The sequence below is a fragment of the Pseudomonas sp. JUb42 genome, assembly GCF_024807945.1.
GTDB lineage: Bacteria > Pseudomonadota > Gammaproteobacteria > Pseudomonadales > Pseudomonadaceae > Aquipseudomonas.
Genome location: NZ_JANUFD010000005.1, coordinates 1 through 22,116, shown reverse-complemented (window position 1 = coordinate 22,116; position 22,116 = coordinate 1). Strand labels below are relative to the sequence as shown.

Genomic DNA, 22,116 nt, shown 5'->3' with positions numbered 1-22,116 from the left:
TGCTACAGTGGCGCTCCTTATCCCGGTGTACCTGTCATGAGCGACGGCCGCTTCAGCCCTGCAGTACCCCTTCAACCCGTCGTCGATAACAACTCGGGCGAACGTTCCGAGGTCATTCCGCTGCAGGCCAGGGGCGGGAGTTGGGGCGCGTTTGTCTTTGGTGGCGTGTGGGCGTTGTGCAATGGCGTCTGGTTCGGTGCCTTGAGCTTCCTGGCACTGATACCACCGTTCATGCCGCACCGATATCCGACGCTCAACATCGCGCTGTCGCTTGTAGGTCAGGGTGTCTGGCTTTATCTGATAGTGCGCGGGCGTTCCTTGGCATGGGCACACAAGCGCTGGGCCAGTTTCGAGGAGTTTGACAAGGTGCAGCGGACCTGGACCAAGATCGCCAAGGTCGTGCTTGTCGTTGGGCTGGTGTTGTCGGTGGTGGGAACTGTGGTGTTCTTGATGATGATGTACAAGGCGCTCAGCAGGATGAATGGCTGATGCAGCAGAATATAAAGGTCATCCTTGGCGCAGGGCTTTTATTGCTTGCCGATGGTGCCCAGGCAGCAGAGCGGGCAGGGAGACGACTATCAGCGCAGGTGCCATTGTCGACTGTGTGCCGACGCCTGGTACTGCCGTTATCAAATCGGCAATGTACCTTCGTGAAACGACCGAGCCGGCTTATCCCTTGCCCGTAAAGTGTCAGGTTTCACCAGCCCAATCAGTGCCTGCCCAGTGGGCTTTTGTTGGTGAAGTACGCAAAGTTTCCAGAACGCGTTTTGCCATAGTTTGGCAACAGTTGAGCCTGGGCAAGGTCGGTGATGCGATCGCTTTTGATAACAACAAGGGTGAGTTGATTACCACTGAAGTCCGTGACACGGGTTCGCTCCGGTTGACCTTCACTCACAGTGTAAGCACTGATCCAGTCAACAAGTGACAGCGAAAACAATGATGAGCAGCGAGTTGAAGACATTCGGAATCAGCGTTGCCAATAGAATCGTTATCCCCGTAGCGTGCTTATCGGGGTTAGCGACAATAGGACTCTTGTGGTGCATGCTGCCTCACAAAGGGACGCCTACCTTCGACATATTCCAGGCTTTTCTGGTTTCCTTTTCAATTCTCTGCCTAGCCATAGGTTTCCTGATATGGCGGCGCAGACGAGCGAAAGCACTTGTAGCCTCCATCAACATGAAAGAAGGCCTGAGCCTCGACGATACTCAGTTCCTCGGCTACCCACGCCCGCTGTTCGTCGTCTTTGACCACGCCAGGCACAAACTCGCTCAATGCCAGAGCGCCACTGGCGACTATCAAGTCCGCGACTTCTCATGGGTAACAGGCTGGCGATGTGAGTGGGTGCAGGTTGAGAGGAGATTCGCGGGCGGTGTTGAGGCTCGAATAGTCAATGCTTCGGGCATGAGCGTCCCGGCCTTTGAAATCAGGCGTGAATTTATCGATTACGCACTGGTTTTAGAGGTCGCTGATGCAAGCCATCCTGTTCTGCGTTTTCCGATGAACCGGACCGAAGCAGAGAAATGGTGTGCCCGGTGCAAGGTATTTTTCAATTATTGAATACGCTTTAATGTGTGCCACTGGATGACACTACCGATCACTCAAAGGAGATACCCATGACTGCCGCTCTTTACGACATTCCTCTTAAGCAAATCGACGGGACTTCAGCCAACCTGGGCCAGTACAAGGGCAAGGTCTTGCTGGTGGTCAACGTCGCGTCCAAGTGCGGGCTTACACCGCAGTACGAAGGTCTGGAAAGCCTATATCAGAGCAAGAAGGCCGAAGGGCTTGAAGTACTAGGTTTCCCGGCCAACAACTTCAAGGAGCAGGAACCAGGCTCAGACGAAGAAATCCAGTCGTTCTGTTCCACCACCTACGACGTGCATTTCCCGCTGTTCTCCAAGATCTCCGTTGCAGGCGCCGACAGGCATCCGTTGTACAGCGAGCTGACCTCAGCCCAGCCAACAGCGACCGGCGACGGCCCGTTCCGTGAACGCCTCAAGGGTTACGGCATCGAGAGCGGCGAAGGACACGAAGTGCTGTGGAATTTCGAGAAATTCCTGGTCGGCCGGGACGGTAAAGTGATCGGTCGGTTCGCCCCGGATGTCGCAGCGGATGATCCGCGCCTGACAGCGGCGATCGAGCAGGCCCTGAGCGCCTGATCCGCAGTTGTCTGAGTGTTGTTGAATAAAAGGCCCTGGACGATTGTCCGGTGCCTTATGCATTCCAGATCAGGATTTGGCCGGATGTTCAGGCGCTATCGGCCTCTTGTTGTAGCCAGCGGACGAAAGCCTCGAAATCCGGACGATTGCAGCGCAGCGGTTCGCGCCAGGCCAGGAACCAGCTGGAGGCATCTTCTATCGCCAACTGTCCAACCCGTACCAACCGGCCGGTGGCGAGGTCGTCGGCGGCCAGAACTTCACGGGCCAGCCCTACACCCTGACCCAAGGCCGCGGCCTGCAAAAGCAGACCGGAATCGTCGTACAAAGGGCCGTGCGCCGGTTCTGGCCAATCCAGTCCGGCAGCCTGGAACCAGGGTTGCCATTTCTGCCGCGGGTTTCTCAACAGCGGCGCATCGCGCAGGTCGGCCGGTGTCTTGACCGCAAGCCGAGCAAGCAGCCCGGGGCTGCATACCGGAAAGACCACGCTTTTCATCAATTTGACGGCATGTAATCCCGGCCAGTTTCCGCTGCCGTAACGTATGGCCAGATCGACCCCGTCGCGGCTGTCCAATACCGCCAGTGAAGTGGTTGGGCGAATGGCAATATCGACATCAGCGCGAAGCGCCTGAAATTCTGCCAGCCGGGGTACCAGCCAGCGAATGGCGAAACTGGGTAATACGCTGACGGTCAGGGTGCTGCTGGCACCGGTACGTCGCGGGCGGGCGCGTACCTCATCGAAAGCCTGTGACAGGGTGTTCAGGCCTTCGCGGACCTGTAGCACCAGCACTTGGCCCGCGTCGGTCAGGATCATCCGTTGGCCATCACGGACAAACGGACGCACCCCCTCCAGCTCTTTTCCAGCCGGGCAATGTGCTGGCTGATCGCGCCATGGGTGAGGGATAGCTCTGGCAGTGGATGACGAGCGCACGGTCATTCATTCGATTGCGCTGTTTACCCAAGGCATGGCGTTCCGTTCGCAACGCAGCCGGATGCTCAAGCTGTTGAACTGGACGGCCGTCGAGCAGCGGGAAATGGAGCTGATCAAGGATGTGGTATTGACCCAGGCCCGATTCACCCTGGAAGGGCTTGCCAGGCAGCGGCAGGGTGAAGCGTGTCGCGTTAGTAAATTACGCTACGGTTCGTCGACCCATGGCCGCCTGGCGACAGGCTGCCCATCAGCAAGAACCATCGGTTTTTGCGGGTTTTGCAAGGTTGTGAGGTTAATCGCCCAGAGTTTTTTCGATGGTGGGCAGCCCGACAAGAGGTCGGGCACGCCGGTTGAGCAGGTAAGGCCGGTGCCAATTGCCGTGGGATGACTTCCTTTAGCGCGCTACTTCCTTCAGGTAGGTAGTGCGGGCAGCAACGGCATCAGGCGTGAAGTCGCTAAATACACCGTCAACACCGGCCCGGAAAAAGGCCATGTATTCGGCCGCTGGATTACCCTTGTAGACACCTGCCAGGTACTTCGCTTCGTTGCGGAAGGTGAATATATGGACGAACAAACCGGCCTGGTGGGCGTCGCTGATCAGGCTGGTCGGCTTAAGGGTGTCGACCTGGGGCAAGCCCGGCTGGGACGAAGTGGTTTGCGCTGAAGCGGCTGTAAGCGACATTGCTTGTGGCTTCCAAGGACCAATGCCGTCGGCGTAGGTTTTGACCTCGGCCAACCCGGCTGGCGTCAGCAGCGCACCGAAGGGGCGTGGGTCCCCGGCAATGGTCCAGCTGTAAGGGCGGCCGCTGACGAAGGTGTTGGGTTTGTCCGTGATGAAAATGGTTTCTCCGGTCTTGAAGTTTATGCCGTTCCCATCGACCAGCTGAACTGCCTTGGTATGCAGGCCGATAGAGCGCAGGTATTTCAGGCTGTTCGGGTCAAAGCTTTGTACAAAGACCGGGGCATCTTTGCGATTCAGATCGTTGTCTTTAAGGGTCTTGAGAAAAGCCGCCTCGAACGGATGAGTACCTGGTGCGCCGCAACCATTGGCAACGGCTTGGGCATTGTTCCAGATCGGGTTCTTGCTTTCCGGGTAGGTCGTAATAACCCGGCCTGTGGCTGCGCTTTTGGCTTTTGCAATGTCGATCACTTCCTGAAAGCTCAGGATCGGCAACTTGCCGTTAAGCTCGGTAGGGCGCTCGTCGCGGGCATCGAAAGTCGTGCCACCTATCCATTGCTTGAGTTCGGCCAGTGTGAAGTCGCTGATTGACCAATCATTGGTGTGGTCTTCACCGTCAACGACCAGGGATTTCAACACTGATTTTGGGTCGTTGGGATCGGTCAAATCACTCAGGTATCGGGCCGGGCCATTTTCTGCAGTGGCGGGATACCTGACATTGACCCATACCCCTGGAACAGTACGCTTGCGGCGTGCAACCTCGGTGTTTGTCTTGGCGACTTCGCTGATATTGGTGTTGTCGCTCAACCACGGGTTGTGTCGAGCCACCAATACGCAGTCCTTGGTCATGTGCAGATCCAGCTCGAGGGAATCCGCACCCGCATCGGCCGCATGCTCATAAGACGCCCGGGTTTCCTCCGGGTACAGCCCCGGCAGGCCGCGATGCCCGATAACCAGGGGCGGTGCACCGTCCAGGGTTTTGAACGAAGCAGCGGCGGCTGGCCTGCTGCCCACTGAACCCCCGGTCACACTGTCACAAGCACTCACCAGCAGGCTGCATCCGACAACGATAAAGCGGGCAAGCAGCGTTTTGACCGCTGGCGGGCTTGAGCGAGTGTGCATGTGTCGTCCTTCAATAGGGTAGGGGGAGGGTAACCACGGATGTTGGCTTTGACGTATGACAGCATGGTGACAGTGTATCGGATGGACGTTTGTGACGATTTTCGGATCAGATCCAACTGCGGTTGGTGGCTGACATGGGAGGTCAGACCCTGGATTTTGAGTAATTGAGCATGACCACGACCGCACCCAGCACCATCGGCCCGGCCGATCTATCGGCGGCAATGGGCTATCGAGGTAATCCTGGACATCCCGATGTTCAGGAAGCCATTGAAGACGCGATCAAACGGATTTGTGCCGCGGGCAAGGCAGCCGGCATTCATTGTGCAGACCGGTCACGGCATGTACTGCGGACGGAGTGTGCCTGGCTTCGGCACGCATCACGAGCCAGATGCCGATCGCGGATATCGCCATCCCGGCCCCCATCTGCCAGGACAGTGGTTCATCGAACATGGCCCAGGCCCAGAGCAAGGTAATCGGCGGGCTCAGGTATAGCACGCTGGTAACGCGGGTCTCGGTGCTTCGGCTCAGGCAGAGCCAATACAGCCCGTAGCCGCCGAGGGTCGACAGGCCTGTCCACAGCACGCTTAACGTGAAGCCCGTAGAGGGAATGGGCGCCAGACTGCCTTGGCTGCCCTCGATGGCGGCAAAGGCGAAACTCGAGACGAAGCATTGCAGCCAGAGGTTGGGCAGAAGGCTCATTGATTGTGACGTGCTGGCGCGTTTCTGCCACAACGTCGCTACCGCAAGCGACAGCATGCCCGCTACTGGCAAGGCGCAGGCCCATAGCGGTGCTTTGCCCAGCGCCAGCGCACTATGGCTAACCCACATCACGCCGATCAGCCCGACGATCAACCCCAGCCAGACCTGACGCACCAACCGCTCACCAAGAAACACCGCTGACAGTAACGCCATGCCCAGCGGCAACAGGTCCGCGCACAGGGCAGCGAGCCCGGCAGGAACCCCGAGCGTGATCCCTTGCGTCAATCCGGTCAGATACCCTGCCATCGCCAGCAGTCCGATCCCTGCGTGTCTCAACAGGATACGAAAAGGTGTGTTAAGCAGCGGTCTATACACGAAGGGCAGCAGGAGAAGGCAAATCACTACGCAGCGCCAGAACGTGACTAACAATGCGGGTGCGTAATCAATGGACAAGCGTGCGCCGATGAATCCCGAGCTCCAGGTCAGCAACAGACCGGCTTCAAGCAACAGCAGCGGCAAGGTCTGATGCCACCGCCGGCGCATTATTTCTTCATGTTGAATCGGAATTGGCTGGCTCATTCCCAAAGCCTACGGAATGGGCGTAGTCTAATAAATCAAAATATCCTTTATCAGTTGTTCATCGGAATTGAATTATGTCTGCAATTTTAGACATCGACTTGCTACGCACCTTTCACGCTGTAGTGCGCATCGGAAAATTCAGCGCGGCCGCCGAGCACCTGCATAAAAGCCCGGCAGCGGTCAGCGTTCACATTCAGCGTCTTGAGGGGGTGGCGGGCGGTCGGCTGCTAAATCGCGATAACCAGTCAATTTCTCTCACTGAACTGGGCAGGCGCCTGTTGATCTCGACCGCTGCGCTGTTACGCACCCACGATCAGGCGTTGGCTGATCTGCATGGCGCCGACCTCGCCGGGCGCATCACATTGGGGGTCCCTGACGAATACGTGACCCACGTCATCCGGGAAATTCTGCCGACCTTCACCTCCGCCTGGCCCAACGTGGTGCTGGAACTCAAGACGGGGCCGAGTCCTGTACTGAGAGAATGGGTCCAGCGCGGCAAATTACAGGCGGCCGTGGTGACTCAGCTCAAGGACGACATAGGCCCGGACACCCAGGTGTTGATGTCGACCACGCCGGTCTGGGTCGGTCCGATGAGTACCACTGTGGCGCTCGAAGATCCATTGCCTCTGGCCGTCCACACCGTGCAATGCTGTTACCGCGAGGCCATGACCGAGTCGCTCAAAGTGTCAGGTCGGCGTTCACGCATCGTGCTCGAAAGTCACTCCAGCCAAGCGATCAAAGCGTGTGTGGAGGCAGGATTGGCCGTCAGCCTGATCGACCGTGGCAAGGTCACCAAGCGCATGCAGATCCTCGAAGGAATGCCGGTTATTCCGGACTATGACATTGTACTCGTGCGCAGTGCTGCATCTCGTGGGGATGAGGCTGTGGGGTTGTTGGCGCGTGCGATGCAAAGCTCTTTTCGGTTGTAGGCGGGCGACCAAGCCACCTGATGGAGATTATATGTTGCTCTTGTCAGTGCTCAGCGAGACCATAACGATGTGAGAACCATTTAAAAAGCGAACCAAGCATAACTAATTGAATTTTATATAAAAAAATATAGTTTGTATCAAAAAAACGGAAAAATACAGCCATATTGTTGCAGAATTCCGTTTTTTTATTATGCTTGTTGAATTGGTTTTGTTCGCGGACTGATCAAGATGCATCTTGTAGCCTTGGAGCAAGGTCTGGTGGTTTTGGTCGCGGGGGAACCTGCCACCATCCTAAAGTGCGTGTCTGAATCGCATGTCGAAGTGAGCCTGTTTAAAAATAGAAAAAAAATAATCATTGCTGTAGATCAGTTAACGTTCCTGCCAGCTATAGCTTCTGACGGAAAAGAGATATATAGCCAAGAATTAGTTTTGGCAAAAAATAAAGCATCAGAAAAAGAGATCAACATTGCGCGCGATCGTTTTCTTGTTATAGGAAAGCTTAAAAATCAAGAAATTGACCATTCAACAGCAATGGTGATGCTAGGTGTGAAAAAGACACAGCTTTATAAAATGTTAAAGAGCTATAGCTCCGAAGTTGGTATGCTTTCATTATTGCGTCAGAGTCGGGGAAGGAAAGTCGGGGAAACGCGATTGACTAATGAAGTCGAGGAAATCATAAGTCTAACAATCTCCAAAAAACGCTCGGGCATAAAGCTTACATTTAAAAAGGCGTACCAGGAAGTAACGGATATTTGCCTTCTCAGTGGTATAACCCCGCCTAGCATCGGCGCAGTCACCTGTAGACTAAAATTGCTTAATGCTAAAGAACTTCACACTTTAAGATATGGGGCAGAGGCTGCTAATCAAAAATTTGATGCGCGTCCGGGTATTAGAGTTACTAATTGTGCGTTGGAAGTTGTTCAGATGGATCATACTTTAGTAGATGTCATACTGTGTGATCCGTTAACTCGCGAGCCTATCGGTCGGCCGTGGCTGACTGTTGTTATAGATGTACATACTAGAGTTATACTTGGTTACTATATTGGATATCATCATCCTTCATCTGTATCGGTTGCGTGCGCAATGACTCATGCTGCCTTTCCCAAAAGAACATATCTTAATAGCATCGGTGCTGATGCGGATATTTATCCATTTCATGGCGTGCCATCTATTGTTCACATGGATAACGCTAAAGAATTTAGATCTCCTAAGTTGGAGGCTGCTTGCAAAGAATATGATATTAAACCAGAATACAGGCCTCCGGGGAAGAAACACTATGGAGGTCATGTTGAAAGATTGATAGGGACGATGATGACTAGTCACGTTCACTTCCTATCTGGCACGACCTTTTCTAATACCCAGCAACGAAAAGGGTATGATAGTGATAAAAAATCCGTGTTGTCTTTTCGAGAGTTTGTCATATGGTTTTCTGGCCAAGTTGCCATCTATCACGGTACGTACCATAGTGGAATTGAATGTAGCCCGGGAGATGCTTGGAATCGTAGTTTTATGGGGGAAAATAATGCACTAACCCAACCTAAGTTAGTGCGTGACCCATTCAGGTTTAGGCTTGATTTCATGCCAGAGGAGAGGCGGGATATCTCGCCGAAAGGAATTGCCCTTTTCGGTTCGCATTACTGGTCGCCAGCTCTATCTCTTTTTATAGGGTTAAAAAAAGTATTAGTAAAGTATGATCCGTTATCCTTATCCAAAATATGGGTAAAACTTGAAAATGAGTATGTTGAGTTATCATTTGCGGATTTGACAACCTCAGATTGTAGTTTTGAGGAATATTTTTTATCAAGAAAGCGAAATCTCGAGCCTGAATGGATTACCCCGGTGAGAGTTGCTCAGCTACGCAGGGATAATGAAAGCCTTGTTAAGGAAAGTACAAAGACAACGCGAAAAGAAAAGAAAAGGAGAGCATCATTCTCTGAATACGCTGACTATTTAACCGATGCGGATTTAAAATCGCGACCTAAAAATTTAGGATTGTCGGATATTAATGATAAGAGAAGCATTGTAAATTATACCCATAAGCCTATAGCGCTTCCTAGTGAGGATGCTTGATATGAATGGGGATCATATAAAAGAATCGAAGCGTTATATGTTGGGGTTGTCAATCGAGCAGAAGATTAAGTCGGTCCAGAACGATTTGTGGATCGAGTGCCCACATTCTACTCTAGCGATTAGGATGATTAGCAATATGGTCAAGTCACCGCCTCAGATACAGGCTCCATGCATGTTGATTTGCGGAGAGGGGGGGAGTGGAAAGACGAGCATAGTTAGGCAGCTTAAGCTGATAAGTGAACGGTGGAACGAAAAAATTTCCTTTTTTGCATTGAATGAAAATCCAGGAAACCTTAACTTTAGAGAGCTTTTATTAGATGCAATAGGAGCTTCAAACTCTGTCAGGAAGAAAACTAGGCCTAGTTTGCCAGCCGAACTTGAAGAGTTTATTACCTTGAGGCGCGTTAGAGCCTTGGTAATAGATGAGTTTCATGACGCATTGCTATCCAATCGTCCGGAGCAGTTAAAAACCTTGTCTCTTCTTAAAGGGCTGTCGGGGGAGCCATATTGTTTGTCGGTAATCGGGTTTGGTACATCTTTAGCGCGTAATGCTCTGCGCCATGACGCACAGTTGCTGCGTAGGTACTACATTCATGATCTCCCTAGATGGAATGAATCTGAAGTATTTAGAGCGTTTTTAGCCGCTTTTGAAGAAAATCTTCCTCTGAAAAAGCCATCGTGCTTATACGAGAGCGCATCTGTGAAATTTATATTAGCGAATACTAATGGGTTAATGGATAACGTAGTTAAACTCATAAAGCATAGTGCCATAGTTGCGATAAAAAACGAAAAGGAATTCATAGATTTGGACGTGATGCGAGAAGCTATAAGCAATCCCTGGGCATTTTAGGTGTATGTGAAAATGCGCTGTGACATTTCTGTCTTTTGCTGGAGATGATAAATGCACTTTGAAGGATGGCCAAAACCTTTGATAGACGAAACTTTCGCATCTTGGCTTTTTAGAGCCGCCCACAGCAAAAACTGTTTGAGCTTCAATTCCGATCAAGGTGAGATGTATTATGACGACTCGGAGGACCCAGACTTTGATTTGTACAGTGCCGCGTTTGATCGAGTTTGTGATGCCGGAGGCCTAAAAAAAGAACTGATCAGATCTTATTTTAAACCAAGAGCATCTCTACTCAGTCACCCGCTACACAGATTCAGCTTCTGTCGGATGTGCATACGGGAAGATATTGTAAATATTGGCATGCCCGCATGGCGCAAGTCATGGTGTTACATAACAGCACCTTATTGCTTGCGCCATGGCTGTCTTTTAATAGTTATGGAAGATGATCCCACGTTTTATAAGCCTTGGGAGGCCTTCGCGACTGAAGTCGGTTCAGCGCCGTTATTTGCTTACTCAAGGAGGTGGGGCGGTGTACCAAGCAAAATACCTAGTGCAGAAATTGGGATGAGAATTCAAAAGTGGCTTGCTGGGCTAGACACTGCTGAATGGTTTACGTTAAGTGGACAGCCCGAATTGGTCTCAACAAGCTTATTGAAAAATATAACAATTCTGACGATGCAGATACTTTTGTCTTGTCGCATTGTTGCAAGGTCAGCCGGACCGGCGAGAGCGCTCTACTGCGATGGTCGTGAGCCTATTGTTCACGAGCGCTTAACTTATAAGGAAAGTATGAATTTAGGTGCCGTAACTGCTTCGCCATACGAACGCATGATTGCGTTATTAATGATTTCCTGTATTTTTGGGCTTTCTGATGAAAACGAGAAATCGACTATGGCGTCAGCATTTAGGGCGTCAGGGTACAGATGGTTAAGTGATGCTAGGCAAATAGGCTCGCTTGTTCCAGGGTTTTACTCTGAGCAAGAGTATCTGGAAATTCTTGACTTGTTTTCTGCAGCGCCTTATTTAAATAATGAATGTCTACTTTCATTTATAGAGGGGTTTGAGGATGCTGCGTATAGGAATAATGTTTTTAGTTACGCTAAAATGAAAGCTTGGAGAATACAGCGGAGATTACGGCGTTGAATTTTACGAAGAGTACGCCGAACACCGGGTGAATCAAAACTAGATCAATTTCACCCTTCGGTGCGGCGTCCAGTCCGATTTCGGTAACTGCTGCGCATAGCCATAGCAGGCTGTGAATGACGGTGTATCATCAGGGAGATCTTTTTTCAAAATCCAGTACAGATTGATCTTGCCTTTGCTATCCGTATGGTGCGGGCCGCTGTCCGGTATTATCTTCGCACATCTAGTGCGTCGCCTTCCGTATCTAAATTTGAGTACATGTTCACGAACGAAGTCGCCCGCCGTAAGCTGATAGGCGTATTACCGCATACGAGCTGAAATTATGAGGCCATTGGATTGCTCTTTGGGGGGCGCATATATGCACTGCTGCTTTTGGCTGAGCTTCAAAGGTGGATTTGTAAATACCCGGCCGCAATAGGTTTCTTTGAGATAAAACGTTCTGCCTGATTGAGTGGGTGCGGCTAGTGTCATTTCGGAACTGCTTGTTGCAAAGCAATATTTAGAAACTTCGGCAATGTGATCTCTATCGAGCTGTGCGTATTTAGCAGGGCAAAGCAGGAGGGTTTCGCCGAACTTGAACAGAGGGAAGGCTTGAATGGTGACAGTTTTCTCTTCATCTTTTAGCTCTCTGACCTTCCAAAGTTCGTTATCCAAAGTTGCCTTCGGATATTTCTTGCTAACAATATATTCCGACACTTGGGAATTCCTTAATTTGACCGCTGAGGCCGCCGAATAAGCAACCAGTCCAAACAAAGAGGGTGACATAACAAGAAACGCAAAGACCGCAAAGCAGACGGCTTTGAAGGTATTCAACACCTTTTTTGTTAGGTCTCCCTCTGTATTGTAGAATGTGATTGTTGGTATGCAGAGCAAGACCATCCATGCAATAGAGATTCCCATGACCAGAAGTTCCCCAGATTGCGTTGAGGCGTCGGGGTGAGACCATGATATAAATGTTGTTGGATATATGCCTACAGCTACGGTAAGTAGGTAGATTATTGATGCGCCGAGAATCATCCACGCGGCTCTAACTTTGTACCAACTCTTCCCTTCTATTTTTTTCAGATAGCTTGATCGTTGCAATTTCGTAGTTGCCACGAGTAGCGAAATACCCAAAATTCCGAGCAGCCATACTACAAGAAATGACCAAGCAAAATCGTCTGAATTTAATTTGTATGCACCCAGGATCATCACTCCAAATCCACCTGCCATGAGAAAGGCTAATCGGGGTGTTAACCTTGCTGCATCTTTAGCGGGCAGACCGAACAGCGATATCATTCCCGTGAATACGATGGCTGGCGTAATTATACAAAGTAGCGCTGCGAGCAATATAAGGACCCCGCAGGTCAACCATGCGAACAGTGCGGGGCTCACTGTAACGGAGGGCATGAATAAATCCACCCGTTGAATCACGTAGAGATAGATGTATAATGCCAGGATCGCTGCGCCTACGGCGTAAAGGGAAATAGCTCCGGCGATAAACTTCCAATACTTCGGTGCCTTTCGAAGTATTTTACGCATTAATTTCGTTGTTTCAGAGCGCTGGCTGGAATTTTCAGGCAGCCCAGATGCAGGTTGGTTCAAGAGCTTGTCCTTCGGGTCAGTTATTAGGGAAGCCGGCTGGGGCTCCTTGATGGTGAGGTCGGTGAAGACTCGTTGCGCGTCACACATGTCAAGTAATCGGCAGTTCTAGTACAAGCTTTAACTACGAGTATGTAGGGTCGCAATGTTTCCGGTTTCATGGGAGACATCGGCCCTAACGCCCCCTGGATCCATTCCGAGTAGATGTTATCTTCAAGTTCGATGTTGGATGATAAGCGCGCGTCAAACGCTGAAGGTAGCAATCACAATTCTGTCATGCACTGGGCTGCCAGCTCCTGGGAGCGCAGCCTGGCTTTGTGATCGTATATATCGAAGGCGATGATGACCTCGCCGGCCCCGGTTTCCACTAAGAACTCCTTCAGCTCCGCTTTTACGGCGGATTTTGATCCCACGATGGACCGCGCCAACATTCGTTGCACATGCAGCTTTTCTGTTGGTGACCAATAAGCATCCATATCATCAATCGGTGGCCTAGTAGGACCTAGCTTTCCGCGAACGAGGTCGGTGAAAGTCATCATCCGTGTCGTCGCGAGCCACTGAGCCTCAGCGTCCGTTTCAGCGGCAGCGATGTTCACTCCGACCATGACATAAGGCGATTTCAAAACGGAGGAGGGCTGGAATTCATTTCTGTAGGCCTGGAGTGCCATCGACGTTTGATCGGGTTCAGATGGGACCCGAACGTATAGGGCAACCCGAGTCGTCCTGCCAGCTTCGCGCCATACATACTGGTGCCAAGAATCCAGATAGGGACATGTGTGCCTTCTGCTTGATAGGCATGTACTTTCCTGTGAGCCTTCTCGTTAGCGAAGTAGTTTTGAAGTTCGGCAATACCTCCAGGAAAACTTTCGCCGCTGCTTAGTCGTCTGAGGGCTGCGCCTGTTGAATGATCCACGCCACCATCGGCGCGGCCAACGCCAAGGTCGATACGGCCAGAATGCAGCTTGGCTAGGGTCCCGAATTGCTCGGCGATAATCAAAGGCGAATGGTTCATAAGCATGACTCCCCCAACGCCTATCCGAATGGTTTCCGTCCCGGAGGCGATATGAGCAACACAGTCATCACGCCTGGACCAAGGCCATCGCAAGGCTCTTCGCTCCCTCGGTGCATCGTCCGCTCCCCGAGAACGACATCCTTGAGGATGTGATAGACGTCGCTGGCATTCAGGTCTGTCTTCGTAACGTCCAGGGGCAGCTCCTTTGGGCAAGAATGAGTCGGGAAGCACAGGATCTCATGGGTAGTGCCAAGCGGGTTCATCCTCTGCTGAACCACGGGAGCCCGGCGAGGGATCCTGGGTAGGCGAGGACGAGCCTTAAACGCAAATTGCGCCTTTTCGCAAAACGGCCGCTTCTCAACTTTAATAACGCCTCAATCCGGATGGTTCAATAATAAACAAATTCCCAACCGTCGATTACTAATGGACTATAGGCGCCATTTGCGGCCTCTATATGAGGCCAGCGCTCGCAGCAGCAGGAGCCCGTGAATGAACATCAAGATTGAGGCGCTGATTGCCCGTAAAATCGGCTTCGCCTCGCACCAGAATGCGGTACCACTCGTACGTGAGTTGAGCATCTGGAACCAAGAAGAAACAACCTTAGAAAACCTCACCCTGACTTTGAGTACCGATCCGGGCTTCGTTGAAAGCCGAACCTGGCACATCGACCGTATCCATGCGGGTGACCGCCTCAGCATTTCCGAACGCGATATCAAGCTCAATGGAGGCTACCTATCTGGGTTGAGCGAAAGCCTGACCGCCGATGTCGTAATGCGCTTGGCTCAAGGCGATAGCCTACTCGTGGAGCAGCGTTTCCCGACAGAACTGCTGGCCCGAACAGAGTGGGGCGGTTTGAGCGCGATGCCCGAGCTGCTAGCTGCTTTCAGCATGCCCAATGACCCAGCAGTGGACCGGGTGCTCAAAGCAGCTTCGCAAGTGTTGCGCCGGGCAAGCAAGAAAGACGGTATTGACGGCTATGAAAGCAAATCACGAACTCGCACGTGGGAGCTGGCTTCTGCCATCTGGTCAGGGATATGCAGGTTTCAACTGAGCTACGCCTTGCCTCCGGCCAGCTTCGAGCAACAGGGCCAAAAAATCAGGCCCCCGAGTGTTGTGCTGGAAAACGGAGTAGCGACGTGTCTCGACTCCGCCTTGCTGTTTGCAGCGGCGCTGGAGCAGGCCGGACTAAACGCTTTGCTTCTGATGACTAAGGGGCACGCATTTGCAGGTGTCTGGTTGCAGCCTCAAGAGTTCTCGCAATTGCTGACCGACGAAGCCTCAGCAGTGCGCAAGCGCCTTGATCTGAAGGAGATGTTGGTTTTTGAGACCACCTTGGCCACGCGGGCGCATCCGCCTAGCTTCAGCCAGGCAGTCGCCGCAGCCGAACGGCAGCTCGATGATGAGCAGTTCATCATGGCCATCGACGTGCATCGTGCCCGCATGCAGAAGATCCGTCCAATGGCGCTGGTCTCAGCAGTAGAGGTGGTCGACTCGAGCGCCGATGCGTTGCCCGCTGCTGAAGGGCTGGAAGATGCTCCGCCGCTCCCAGGGTTCGATGTCGAAATCAACGAAGACAGCGACGGTCCGGCCGGCAAGCTCACGCTTTGGCAGCGTAAACTACTTGATCTGACCACCCGCAACCGCCTGCTGCACCTGCCAGATAGCGCCAAGGGCGTGCGTCTTCTCTGCCCGGATCCGGCGGCCCTCGAAGATCTTCTTTCCAGTGGCGGGCGCATTCGCGTGGTGCCGGTACCTGACCTGAAAAGCAGTGGCCGTGATGTTGCTCTCTACGAGCAGCAAAACAACGAAAGCCTGGTCGATGAAGTCGCTCGTCAAGCACTCGCGCGTGGTGAAGTCCTGGCGAGTCTGGAAAAGGTCAAGCTTGAAGCGACGCTGATCGATCTGTTTCGCAAAGCGCGCAGCGATTTAGAGGAGGGCGGAGCAAACACGCTGTTCCTGGCTATCGGTTTCCTCAAATGGAAGAAAAGCGCAGACGACGTAAAAACGTACTCCGCTCCACTGGTCTTGCTGCCGGTGAAGCTTGAGCGCAAAAGCGCTTTGTCCGGAGTGACGTTGAGCTTGCTCGATGAGGAGCCACGTTTCAATATGACGCTGCTTGAACTGCTGCGTCATGATTTTGAGCTGGTGATCCCTGGGCTCGATGGTGAACTACCGAGTGATGAAAGTGGCATCGATGTGACCGGTATCTGGAATATGGTGCGGCGAGCAGTACGCGATGTGCCTGGGTTTGAGGTGAGCACCGAACTCGTTCTGGGCACATTCTCGTTTGCCAAATACCTGATGTGGAAAGACCTGAACGCCAACGCGGCGCAGTTGCTGCAAAGCCCTTTGGTCAAGCATCTCTTAGAGCCAAATGAAGCAGGAGAGAGCTTTTCTGGTTCAGACGAATTCCCCCGACCTGAGCAGCTGGATTCATCTGTAACGCCAGCACAACTGTTCGCACCATTGCCCGCCGATTCGTCGCAGCTATCAGCCGTAGTCGCTTCTGCCAGTACTCATAGCTTTGTAATGGATGGGCCTCCGGGCACCGGTAAGTCGCAGACCATTGCCAACATGATTGCGCACAACCTTGCGTTGGGACGTCGCGTATTGTTCGTTGCCGAAAAACGTGCAGCGCTGGATGTGGTTTATCGCCGCCTGGCTGAAAAAGGCCTGGGCGAGTTCTGCCTGGAGCTGCATTCAAGCAAGGCGTCGAAGGTTGAAGTGCTCAAGCAACTGGATCGTGCATGGGATGTGAGTGACGCGTTGAGTGCCGAGGAGTGGGAAAACGAAGCTGCTCGGCTGCAGACCCTTCGTTCGCGACTGAATCAGTTGGTTGACGTCCTGCACCGACGTTGGGATAACGGCCTTTCCCTGCACCAGGCGATTGGCCGGGTAGTTCGCGACCACGGCCCTCAGACGCCGAAACTGACCTGGACCCCGACCACGCAGCACGATGCTGCCGAGTACGGAAGTTTACTGGACCTCTCCCGGCGTCTTGGCTTAAACGGCACTGCCGCTCGTGACCTGTCAGGCAAGTTTGGCGCTCTGTCGCAGACCCAATGGTCGAACGTCTGGCAGTCAGAGATCGCTAGCGCCTCGCGAGAATTGCCGCAGGCGCTTGATGCCTTGAACGCCACAAGCGAGAAGCTCCTTGGACTAACGCACCTGTCGTTGCCTGTAGCCGAGGTGACTCAGATTCAGCAGCTATGTGATGTGATCACTCTGGTAGTCGAATCCCATGGCCAGAACCTTTCATTCGCATTTACGCCCGATGCTGTTACGCGTATCGAATCAGCTCGACGTGCGTGTCAGTTGATCGAGAGCTATCGGGAGCTTGAGGAAAGCCTCTCACTGGATTACGCCGATGAAGCGTGCCGCCGTATCCCGTTCGACCAATTGCGCGGTGATTGGCAAGAGGCTGAAGGCAAGTTCTGGTTCCTGGCAACATTCGCCAAGAAAAAGGTAGCGAAGAAATTAGCCACATTGGGTGGTGCAGCGGGTCTTCCAGATACCCTTGCCGATCTCGCCACTTTCGAGCGCCTCCATGCTCAGCTAACCGAGTTGGATCGGTTGGCGAGCGACATGCAGTCGATTCCTGGCTGGCAAGGTCTGACGAGCGACAGTGCCCGCACTCTGCGTGCGGTCATATTGGCTGAGAATCTGCGCGGGCTGCTGAGTGCTCTCGCCGAGTCACCCGACCACCTGGTTTCCTTGCGCGGCTCAGTCGCGCGTCTCGTCATCGATGCGAATGAAATGCTGGCGCCAAGTGGGCAAATTGGTGCTGCGTTGACAGTGTTGCAACAAGCCTTGTCCCGATATGACGATGCAGCACGCCTATTTGCTGGATTGGCTGGAACGAGCACCGATACGCATCCGTCCGTTACTGCACTGCGGGCTACCTCGCTCTCCATTCAGCAACAAGAAGAACAGCTAAAGGCATGGTGCGACTGGTGCCGAGTGCGCGAGCAGGCTGCCGAGGCTGGGCTAATCAGTCTGGCTCAAGCTCTGGAAGCAGGGCGTCTGACGCCAACCTCTACTGAAGAAACCTTCGTCACCGCCTACGCCCATTGGTTTGCGACCCATGGCATCGACAGCGAACCGCTTCTTAGAAACTTCGTCGCTGCCGAACACATGAGCGACATCGGGGCATTTGTTCGTCTGGACGACGAACTGGCGAAACTAACGGTGCGCTACATACGGGCGAAGCTCTGCGGCCTTATTCCATCCAAGAACGACATCCCCAAGAGCAGCGGCTTCGCGATTCTCAAGCACGAATTGCAAAAGTCTCGCCGGCACAAACCGGTCCGGCAGTTGGCTATTGAGATGGGAGACGCGTTGAACCGTCTGGCTCCCTGCATGCTCATGAGCCCGCTATCGATTGCGCAGTTCTTACCTGCCGATCAGCCTCCATTTGATCTAGTCATCTTCGATGAGGCTTCGCAAATTGCCCCATGGGATGCTATCGGCTCAATCGCTCGGGGCAAGCAAGTGGTAATCGCCGGTGACCCGCGTCAGATGCCACCTACCAACTTCTTCAGCCGTGGTCCAAGCGCTGGTGACGATGACACCGCCGAGGACATGGAAAGCATCCTGGATGAATGCTTGGGGGCAGGGGTGCCAAGCCACAGTCTGAGCTGGCACTACCGTAGCCGCCATGAAAGCCTGATCGCGTTCTCCAACCACCGTTACTACGACAGCAACCTGATTACCTTTCCTGCGGCGGAGACCCGTGCAAGCGCTGTAGAGTGGCGCAGGGTTGAGGGTGTCTATGCGAAAGGGAAGGGCCGCTACAACCAAGCTGAGGCTGAAGCCATCGTCAGCGAGACTGTAAAGCGTCTGACTGATCCTGCGTTCGTCGCTGCCGGCCACTCAATCGGTATCATCACGCTCAACTCTGACCAGCAAAAGCTGATCAACGATCTGCTGGATACTGCGCGCAAGCAGTACCCACAAATTGAGCCGTTTTTCCAAGATACACAGACCGAACCTGTAGTCGTGAAGAACCTGGAAACGGTCCAGGGCGATGAGCGCGATCTAATTATGCTAGGGATAGGCTATGGACCAACGGAGGCGGGCGCGCCGGTCATGTCCATGAACTTCGGTCCGCTCAACAAGGACGGTGGATGGCGCAGGCTGAACGTCGCCATCACCCGGTCTCGGCGCGAGATGCTCGTCTTCACATCCTTCGATCCGTCAATGATCGATCTGAACCGGACCAACGCCCGCGCCGTTCGTGACTTGAAGCACTTCATCGAATTTGCTCAGCGCGGCCCAAGGGCACTGGCTGAAGCGATACAAGGCTCTGTAGGCGGCTACGACTCGCCGTTCGAGGAGGCCGTTGCCCAGGGTCTACGACGTCTTGGCTGGCAGGTAGTGCCACAGATCGGCGTATCGCGCTTCCGCATCGACCTGGGGATTGTTCACCCTGACCGGCCGGGTGATTACTTGGCTGGCGTTGAATGCGATGGAGCTACTTACCACAGCGCTGCCACTGCTCGGGACCGAGACAAAGTTCGCGGAGCGATTCTCAAGGGCTTGGGATGGAATCTGCTGCGCCTTTGGTCCACGGAGTGGTGGGTGAACAAGGAAGGCGCTCTCCAGAAGCTGCACGCTGCGCTCAATGACCTACTGGATCAATCCCGGTTGGAGGTCGCGCCAATCCAAGCGGATGAAGCGGTAGCTCCAACGGTCGCCATCGACTTCGCCGTGGAGCCAGAGATGGATGAGGTTGTAGAAGCCCTGATTAAATCCCCGATGGATTCCGGTGATGAGCAATCTTTGGAGGTTGAGGCTCGAATCGCTAGCGCTTATGGCCGCCAAACTGCTGTTGGGCGACAGGGTGAATATCGAGTGGCTGATCTTTCGGCACTCGCCTCATTGATCGAAGCCGAGCAGTTTCACGTGCCTGAATACATTCCAGTGCTTCGTCAGATTATTGAGGAGGTGATTCGCCAAGAGGCGCCAATCCTCGATGCGCTGCTAGTTCAACGTGTAGCGCGTGCGCATGGCTTCCAACGATCTGGTCGACTGATTAGGGATCGAGTGCTGGAGCTGGCTGATCAGCACCATCACGTCCAGCAGGCGGGCTTTGAAGAGGTATTCATCTGGCACGCCGAAGGCGATGTGATGGCATGGTCGACATACCGTGTTCCCGTATCGGCCAACGATGCGCGTTCGATTGAAGAAATTGCGGCAGAGGAGCTGCGCATCGCTGCGAGCATCATTGATGCGGCTGACCCCGCATTGGAGGTCGCGCGGTTGCTAGGCGTCAAACGGCTTACAGGTGCTGCGCGTCAGCGAATAGAGCGAATTCTGAATGCGTAAGAATTAGCTCAATGTGCCACACCGGTTAGCAGGAGGGCTTGGGGGAAATATCCCGCGATAAGCAGCGATCAATCACCAGGTGATTATGGGCATCGAGTGGCTGGGTCACCGTTGCGCCGGCGGTGCGGGCCGTAATCGTACGGCTCCTCTCCGTCATGCGCGGCCCTGCCGATTTTTGGATCCATCTGTCAGAAAATTAGTGATATTGTTCTGAGATTACCCGAAGGAGTGATGACTATGCTTAAAGGACTCGACCAGCTTCAGCGGCAGCTCAAAGAGGCACAAGAAGTACTTAAGGATCTCGATGGTGATCTGTGCACGGTAAATTTCGACCCCAACGATCCTGCGAGCATCGAGGAAGCAGTCCAGCAGGTCGAGACAGTAATTGATGAATGCATTGGCCGTTACGCCTCCAATCCGATCATTGAGCCGCTTGCAGCTGAAATGAAAGAGCGCTACCGCTCTGAAATCCTGGAGCGTGCTTCGGCCGCGAGAATGGAAGCGGGTGAATAATGTACGCTGATCTGTTCAAGCAATTGAATAACGCGCTGCTCGACCTCCAAGGCGCGAATCTCCAAACCTTCGAACGCCCTCTGAAAAGAATTTCGGCTCTCCTGAACAATCCTGATTTGGAAAGCATCAATAGCTCGCTCAAAGCCGGTCTAGATGTAGACCAGTTTCTAGAAGCAAGCGAGCGTACGGCAGGTGGCATGGTGGGTAGCGCGTCCCTCCTTTGGCCTGATGACCCTAAGGAGACGATGGGTCTAACTCTGCTTCTGATCGACATGCTGGCCGCTGATCCGGGTTTCGCAACCGATTTTGGCCGTAATTTCTTCTATGCCGGAAATAAGGTAATCGCGGGGGTTCGCGAGTTTACAAAGCAGCTTCTCATTCCCTTTGTCAGAGACTACAAGCTTTACGTTGAATCGAATGGCAACGTTGAGCCAAGCTTGCAGCTACCCATCTCAAATAAGATATTTATCGTTCATGGCCACGATAACGGTGCGCGTGAAACGCTTGCTCGCTTTCTAGAACGGATCGGCTTCGAGGCCATCATCCTGCATGAGCAAGCGAATCGAGGTCGAACGGTCATCGAGAAAGTGGAAGCTCATGGAGATGTAAGCTTCGCGGTTGTGCTCTTAACCCCGGACGACGAGGGGAGAGTGAAAGGCGGTGAGCTTGAGCCTAGGGCTCGACAAAATGTGCTCCTGGAGCTGGGATATTTCATCGGCAGACTTGGACGGGACAGGGTTTGTGCTCTTAAGCGCGGAGCGCTGGAGATCCCAAGTGATTTTGCAGGTGTTGTTTGGGAGCAGATGGACGACGCAGGGGCTTGGAAGCAGTCCCTAGGGCGTGAGCTACAGGCTGCGGGACATTTCGTTGACTGGAATAAAGTCATGCGACAGTAACCGGTGCTTGGTAGGGAGGTGATCTGTCTGAGAAGGACAGACGCCTCGGTACCCTGTCCAGCTGTCGTTCAGGCCACGCTCGCCCCGGATCATGTCGAAAGTGTCTTTGGTTTGACGGGGGGGCGGCTCAAAATGCCAGGCACGAGCTACACAGTCACGCATTCGGAGTTACGTTCTTCTGTTCGTCGAAATGGTAGCTTTGCAAGTTGGCTTCAGTGAGGACTTGAGCTGGCTTACCATTTTCATCAACCACTACGAGTCTGTATGGGCTAGTGGTCGTGACCTCCGAAGTGGTCGTGTGCACGTAGACGGGCACCTCATATTCAATTCCTAGGATTGGAACCCTCATTCCGTTGGCGTCCATAAATAGGCCTGGGAGTGTGGCCTGTCAGGTTGAGGCTATATAGGTTAACGCCGAAGCGTCAGGAAATGCAGAAGACGGCTCTACTCTGACGCTGGGCGTATGGTTCGCCTGACGTCTGGCAAGGGTACACTCTAACCGGACAACTCATCCACACTCACTGAAGCTCACGTTGTGTAAGCGTCCGGCCAAGTCATCTACCCAGCCCCGCAAAGCCAGGACATGGTGTGCACTTAAATTTAAGTGGGCACCAGTTCTAGCCTTTTAAGCG

At 53.2% G+C, this 22,116-nt stretch carries 18 protein-coding genes and 1 pseudogene; 13 read left to right on the top strand and 6 right to left on the bottom strand.

The window, feature by feature from the left end; genetic code table 11:
- Window positions 1-36 precede the first annotated feature (36 nt).
- The 4 genes from M2401_RS11220 to M2401_RS11205 all read left to right on the top strand — a co-directional run bounded on the left by M2401_RS11220 (window position 37) and on the right by M2401_RS11205 (window position 2,159).
- Window positions 37-489, top strand: a complete 453-nt coding sequence (locus M2401_RS11220) for a hypothetical protein (RefSeq protein WP_259102734.1) — start codon at window positions 37-39, stop codon at window positions 487-489.
- Entirely contained in the window at window positions 482-925 is a 444-nt protein-coding gene (locus tag M2401_RS11215; RefSeq protein ID WP_259102733.1) for a hypothetical protein, read from the top strand. Before M2401_RS11220 ends, M2401_RS11215 begins: the two co-directional genes overlap by 8 nt.
- Window positions 926-1,041: 116 nt before the next feature.
- Window positions 1,042-1,557 carry a hypothetical protein gene (locus tag M2401_RS11210; RefSeq protein WP_259102732.1) on the top strand — a complete coding sequence of 172 codons (516 nt, stop codon included), beginning with the start codon at window positions 1,042-1,044 and terminating at the stop codon, window positions 1,555-1,557.
- Window positions 1,558-1,613: 56 nt separating this feature from the next.
- Complete coding sequence (locus M2401_RS11205; protein ID WP_259102731.1) at window positions 1,614-2,159, top strand: glutathione peroxidase; 546 nt, start codon at window positions 1,614-1,616, stop codon at window positions 2,157-2,159.
- Window positions 2,160-2,247: 88 nt separating this feature from the next.
- On the opposite strand, the gene M2401_RS11200 is transcribed toward M2401_RS11205, so the two are convergent.
- Window positions 2,248-3,000 (bottom strand): LysR substrate-binding domain-containing protein, encoded by a 753-nt coding sequence (locus M2401_RS11200; RefSeq protein WP_259102730.1) that lies wholly within the window; start codon window positions 2,998-3,000, stop codon window positions 2,248-2,250.
- A gap of 70 nt (window positions 3,001-3,070) precedes the next feature.
- Here M2401_RS11200 and M2401_RS11195 point away from each other — a divergent pair, with 70 nt between their 5' ends.
- Complete coding sequence (locus M2401_RS11195) at window positions 3,071-3,475, top strand: DUF1956 domain-containing protein (protein WP_259102729.1); 405 nt, start codon at window positions 3,071-3,073, stop codon at window positions 3,473-3,475.
- 6 nt (window positions 3,476-3,481) lie between these two features.
- Here the strand turns inward: M2401_RS11195 and M2401_RS11190 are convergent, their stop codons facing one another.
- On the bottom strand, window positions 3,482-4,888 hold the full coding sequence (locus M2401_RS11190; RefSeq protein WP_259102727.1) for a glycerophosphodiester phosphodiesterase family protein: 1,407 nt from the start codon (window positions 4,886-4,888) through the stop codon (window positions 3,482-3,484).
- A gap of 194 nt (window positions 4,889-5,082) precedes the next feature.
- Here M2401_RS11190 and M2401_RS11185 point away from each other — a divergent pair.
- Window positions 5,083-5,217: pseudogene (locus M2401_RS11185) on the top strand (aldolase/citrate lyase family protein); the annotation flags it as partial.
- On the opposite strand, the gene M2401_RS11180 reads toward M2401_RS11185, so the two are convergent.
- Window positions 5,168-6,166 carry a DMT family transporter gene (locus M2401_RS11180; protein WP_409033911.1) on the bottom strand — a complete coding sequence of 333 codons (999 nt, stop codon included), beginning with the start codon at window positions 6,164-6,166 and terminating at the stop codon, window positions 5,168-5,170. The pseudogene M2401_RS11185 and the gene M2401_RS11180 overlap by 50 nt on opposite strands.
- Window positions 6,167-6,240: 74 nt before the next feature.
- On the opposite strand from M2401_RS11180, the gene M2401_RS11175 reads away from it, so the two are divergent.
- The 4 genes from M2401_RS11175 to M2401_RS11160 all read left to right on the top strand — a co-directional run bounded on the left by M2401_RS11175 (window position 6,241) and on the right by M2401_RS11160 (window position 11,155).
- Window positions 6,241-7,095, top strand: coding sequence for a LysR family transcriptional regulator (locus M2401_RS11175; RefSeq protein ID WP_259102726.1), 855 nt, complete (start codon window positions 6,241-6,243; stop codon window positions 7,093-7,095).
- A gap of 228 nt (window positions 7,096-7,323) precedes the next feature.
- Complete coding sequence (locus M2401_RS11170) at window positions 7,324-9,165, top strand: Mu transposase C-terminal domain-containing protein (RefSeq protein ID WP_259102724.1); 1,842 nt, start codon at window positions 7,324-7,326, stop codon at window positions 9,163-9,165.
- A complete protein-coding gene (locus M2401_RS11165; protein WP_310504117.1) occupies window positions 9,158-10,015 on the top strand; it encodes a TniB family NTP-binding protein in 858 nt (285 codons plus the stop codon). The genes M2401_RS11170 and M2401_RS11165 overlap by 8 nt, the downstream gene beginning before the upstream one ends.
- A 51-nt stretch (window positions 10,016-10,066) precedes the next feature.
- A complete protein-coding gene (locus tag M2401_RS11160) occupies window positions 10,067-11,155 on the top strand; it encodes a TniQ family protein (protein ID WP_259102722.1) in 1,089 nt (362 codons plus the stop codon).
- A 300-nt stretch (window positions 11,156-11,455) separates the two neighbouring features.
- Here the strand turns inward: M2401_RS11160 and M2401_RS11155 are convergent, their stop codons facing one another.
- The 3 genes from M2401_RS11155 to M2401_RS11145 form a co-directional block, all read right to left on the bottom strand.
- The gene (locus M2401_RS11155) at window positions 11,456-12,739 is read right to left on the bottom strand and encodes a hypothetical protein (protein ID WP_259102720.1); all 1,284 of its coding nucleotides are present in this window, start codon (window positions 12,737-12,739) and stop codon (window positions 11,456-11,458) included.
- Window positions 12,740-12,999: 260 nt separating this feature from the next.
- Window positions 13,000-13,404, bottom strand: coding sequence for a hypothetical protein (locus tag M2401_RS11150; RefSeq protein ID WP_259103307.1), 405 nt, complete (start codon window positions 13,402-13,404; stop codon window positions 13,000-13,002).
- Window positions 13,356-13,979: an MsnO8 family LLM class oxidoreductase gene (locus M2401_RS11145; protein ID WP_259102719.1), complete on the bottom strand. Its 624-nt coding sequence runs from the start codon at window positions 13,977-13,979 to the stop codon at window positions 13,356-13,358. The genes M2401_RS11150 and M2401_RS11145 overlap by 49 nt, the downstream gene beginning before the upstream one ends.
- Window positions 13,980-14,237: 258 nt before the next feature.
- Here M2401_RS11145 and M2401_RS11140 point away from each other — a divergent pair, with 258 nt between their 5' ends.
- The 3 genes from M2401_RS11140 (at window position 14,238) to M2401_RS11130 (ending at window position 21,484) form a co-directional block, all read left to right on the top strand.
- Window positions 14,238-20,075 (top strand): DUF3320 domain-containing protein, encoded by a 5,838-nt coding sequence (locus M2401_RS11140; protein WP_259102717.1) that lies wholly within the window; start codon window positions 14,238-14,240, stop codon window positions 20,073-20,075.
- Window positions 20,076-20,312: 237 nt separating this feature from the next.
- On the top strand, window positions 20,313-20,588 hold the full coding sequence (locus tag M2401_RS11135) for a hypothetical protein (RefSeq protein ID WP_259102715.1): 276 nt from the start codon (window positions 20,313-20,315) through the stop codon (window positions 20,586-20,588).
- Window positions 20,588-21,484 carry a nucleotide-binding protein gene (locus M2401_RS11130; RefSeq protein ID WP_259102713.1) on the top strand — a complete coding sequence of 299 codons (897 nt, stop codon included), beginning with the start codon at window positions 20,588-20,590 and terminating at the stop codon, window positions 21,482-21,484. Before M2401_RS11135 ends, M2401_RS11130 begins: the two co-directional genes overlap by 1 nt.
- The last annotated feature ends 632 nt before the right edge of the window (window positions 21,485-22,116 follow it).